Raw genomic sequence first — 2,749 nt, forward strand, 5'->3', positions numbered from 1 at the left:
CGGCTCGGCCCCGGCCCCGGCCCCGCGCCGCCGGGGCGGCCGGGTCCGGATGACCGGCAAGCAGCGGCGCGAGCAGCTGCTGGAGATCGGCCGGACGGTCTTCGCGGAGCGCGGCTACGACGGCACCTCGGTGGAGGAGATCGCCGAGCGCGCCGGGGTGTCGAAGCCCGTGGTGTACGAGCACTTCGGCGGCAAGGAGGGGCTGTACGCGGTGGTCGTCGACCGCGAGATGCAGCTCCTGCTGGACATGGTGACCGGGGCACTGACCGGCGGGCACTCGCGCGAGCTGCTGGAGCAGGCGGCCTTCGCGCTGATGGACTACATCGACACCTCGACGGACGGCTTCCGGATCCTGGTCCGGGACTCCCCGGTGGCCCAGTCGACCGGCACCTTCGCCTCACTGATCAGCGACATCGCCACGCAGGTCGAGGACATCCTGGGTCTGGAGTTCAAGTCCCGCGGCTTCGACGCCCGGCTGGCCCCGATGTACTCGCAGATGCTGGTCGGGATGGTCGCGCTGACCGGGCAGTGGTGGCTGGAGGTCCGCAAGCCGGACAAGGCGACGGTGGCGGCGCACCTGGTGAACCTCGCCTGGCACGGCCTGGAGGGCCTGGAGCGGCACCCGAAGCTGGTCGGCGAGCGCAAGGGCTGACCGGCCGAACCGAACCGGTTCGCCCCACCCCGGCCGGCTCAGCCCGCCCGTTTGGTCCCCACGGCGAAGATCCGCCGGAACGGGAACACCGTCCCGTTCGGCCCGGCCGGGTAGGCCTCGCGCAGCAGCCGCCCGTACTCGGCGAGGAAGGCGGCCCGGTCGGCCGGGTCGGTGAGCCGGGTGAGGACCGGGCGCAGCGCGGTGCCCTTGACCCACTCCAGGACCGGGTCCGGCCCCGGCAGCAGGGTGCGGTAGGTGGTCTCCCAGACGTCCGGGAGGCAGCCGGCGGCGGCCAGGGCGTCGAGGTAGCGCTCGGGTGGGTGCACGCCGGCCCGGACGGCCTCCTCGCCGAGCGCGTCCCGCCAGCGGGCGCTGCGTCGCAGGTCGGCGAGCAGGGTGTGGCTGGGGGCCTCGAAGTTGCCCGGCACCTGGAAGGCGAGCACCCCGCCGGGTTCGAGGGCGTCCGCCCAGCGCGGCAGCAGCGCCAGGTGCCCGTCCACCCACTGGAGGGTGGCGTTGGAGACGATCAGGTCGGGCCCGGCCGGGGCCGGGTCGTAGTCACGGGCGTCGGCGAGCAGGTACTCGGCGTCCGGCTCGCCCTCGGTGCGGGCGGTGGCCAGCATCGGGGCGGAGTTGTCGACGCCGGTGAGACGGGCGTGCGGCCACCGCTCGCGCAGTACGGCAGTGGAGTTGCCGGGGCCGCAGCCGATGTCCAGGATCACCTCGGCACCGGGGTGCGGGAGGGCGGGGACGCGGGCGAGCAGGTCGCGCAGCGGGCGGGTGCGTTCGTCGGCGAAGCGCAGGTACTGCGCCGGGTCCCAGACGGGAGTGGTCATGGCTCACCTCGAAAGTATCTCGACATCAAGATATCTCGGGGTAGCCTCGCTGGCACATTTCTCGATGTCAAGAGACTTCACATCGACACATCCACCGATACACTGATCGTCATGGAGGACGAGGTCGACAGGCTGGTCGCAGCGTGGCGCCGGGAGCGCCCCGACCTCGACGTGGAGCCGCTGGAGGTGCTCAGCCGGGTCAGCCGGCTCGCCCGGCACCTGGACCGCGCCCGCCGCGCCGCCTTCGCCGAGCACGGTCTGGAGCCCTGGGAGTTCGACGTCCTGACCGCCCTGCGGCGGGCCGGCTCCCCGTACCAGCTCTCCCCCGGCCAACTGCTCACCCAGACCCTGGTCACCTCCGGCACCATGACCAACCGGATCGACCGGCTCACCGGCAAGGGCCTGGTCAAGCGCCTGCCCGACCCGGACGACCGGCGCGGCGTGCTGGTCCGGCTCACCGACGACGGCCGCGACCGCGCCGACCAGGCGCTCGCCGGGCTGCTCGCGCACGAGCGCGAACTGCTCGCCCAGCTCACCTCCGGCCAGCAGACCGAACTCGCCGCGCTGCTGCGGCTGCTGATCGCCCCGTTCGACAACATCCCGGGCTGACGACGGCTCCCGGGCCTGCGCGCGGGCTCGGACTCGGACTCGGGCCCGGGGGTTCCGCCTCAGGGCCGGTCGACGGTGCCGACCACCGAGGGCGACGGGGGCGCGGCCGGCTCCGCGGGGCTGACCCCGGCCCGGCGGGCGACCGCGACGGCCGCCAGCGTGGAGTGCACCCCGAGCTTGCCCAGCACGTTCTGCATGTGCGTCCGGACGGTGTGCGGCGACAGGTAGAGCCGCTCCGCGACGGCCTGCCGGCCGAGGCCCGCGACCATGCAGCGCAGGATCTGCTTCTCCCGCGGGGTGAGGGTGTCCACCAGCCGTTCGCTCTCGGTGCGGTCCCGCCGGGCGGTGGTGAGTTCGCGGATCACCCCGGTGAGCAGCGCGGGCGGCAGGTGCGTCTCGTCCCGCAGCACGCCCCGGATCACCGCGAGCAGCCGGGCCAGCGAACTCTCCTTGGCCACCCAGCCGGTGGCTCCCGCGTGCAGGGCACGGGCGGCGCGGTGCGGGTCGTCGGCGGTGGCCAGGACGACGGCGCGCAGCCCGGGGTGGGTGCGGCGGAGCCGGGCCAGCAGGGTGATGCCGTCGGGCGGCGGGGCGGCGGATCTGAGCTGGTCGCCGCGCAGCGGGTCCACCGCAGGCCGGGCGCCGGGCGGCA

Annotated in this window: 4 protein-coding genes; 2 read left to right on the top strand and 2 right to left on the bottom strand. The window is 74.4% G+C overall.

Features of this window, described 5'->3' with window-relative positions:
- The first annotated feature begins 49 nt into the window (after positions 1-49).
- On the top strand, positions 50-652 hold the full coding sequence (locus tag KS423_RS42870; protein ID WP_224285115.1) for a TetR/AcrR family transcriptional regulator: 603 nt from the start codon (positions 50-52) through the stop codon (positions 650-652).
- A gap of 38 nt (positions 653-690) precedes the next feature.
- Here the strand turns inward: KS423_RS42870 and KS423_RS42875 are convergent, their stop codons facing one another.
- Positions 691-1,488 carry a methyltransferase domain-containing protein gene (locus KS423_RS42875; RefSeq protein WP_224285112.1) on the bottom strand — a complete coding sequence of 266 codons (798 nt, stop codon included), beginning with the start codon at positions 1,486-1,488 and terminating at the stop codon, positions 691-693.
- A 111-nt stretch (positions 1,489-1,599) separates the two neighbouring features.
- On the opposite strand from KS423_RS42875, the gene KS423_RS42880 reads away from it, so the two are divergent.
- Positions 1,600-2,097: a MarR family winged helix-turn-helix transcriptional regulator gene (locus KS423_RS42880; protein WP_224285113.1), complete on the top strand. Its 498-nt coding sequence runs from the start codon at positions 1,600-1,602 to the stop codon at positions 2,095-2,097.
- A gap of 59 nt (positions 2,098-2,156) precedes the next feature.
- Here the strand turns inward: KS423_RS42880 and KS423_RS42885 are convergent.
- On the bottom strand, positions 2,157-2,749 hold a 593-nt coding region (locus KS423_RS42885; RefSeq protein ID WP_224285114.1), incomplete at its 5' end, for a response regulator transcription factor.

Source organism: Streptomyces sp. LS1784, assembly GCF_020103755.1.
Taxonomy (GTDB): domain Bacteria; phylum Actinomycetota; class Actinomycetes; order Streptomycetales; family Streptomycetaceae; genus Kitasatospora.

Bases quoted from the DNA above. Each gene is read 5' to 3' on its own strand.
- KS423_RS42870 (WP_224285115.1), top strand. From the start codon at position 50: ATGACCGGCAAGCAGCGGCGCGAGCAGCTGCTGGAGATCGGCCGGACG.
- KS423_RS42880 (WP_224285113.1), top strand. From the start codon at position 1,600: ATGGAGGACGAGGTCGACAGGCTGGTCGCAGCGTGGCGCCGGGAGCGC.
- KS423_RS42875 (WP_224285112.1), bottom strand. From the start codon at position 1,488: ATGACCACTCCCGTCTGGGACCCGGCGCAGTACCTGCGCTTCGCCGAC.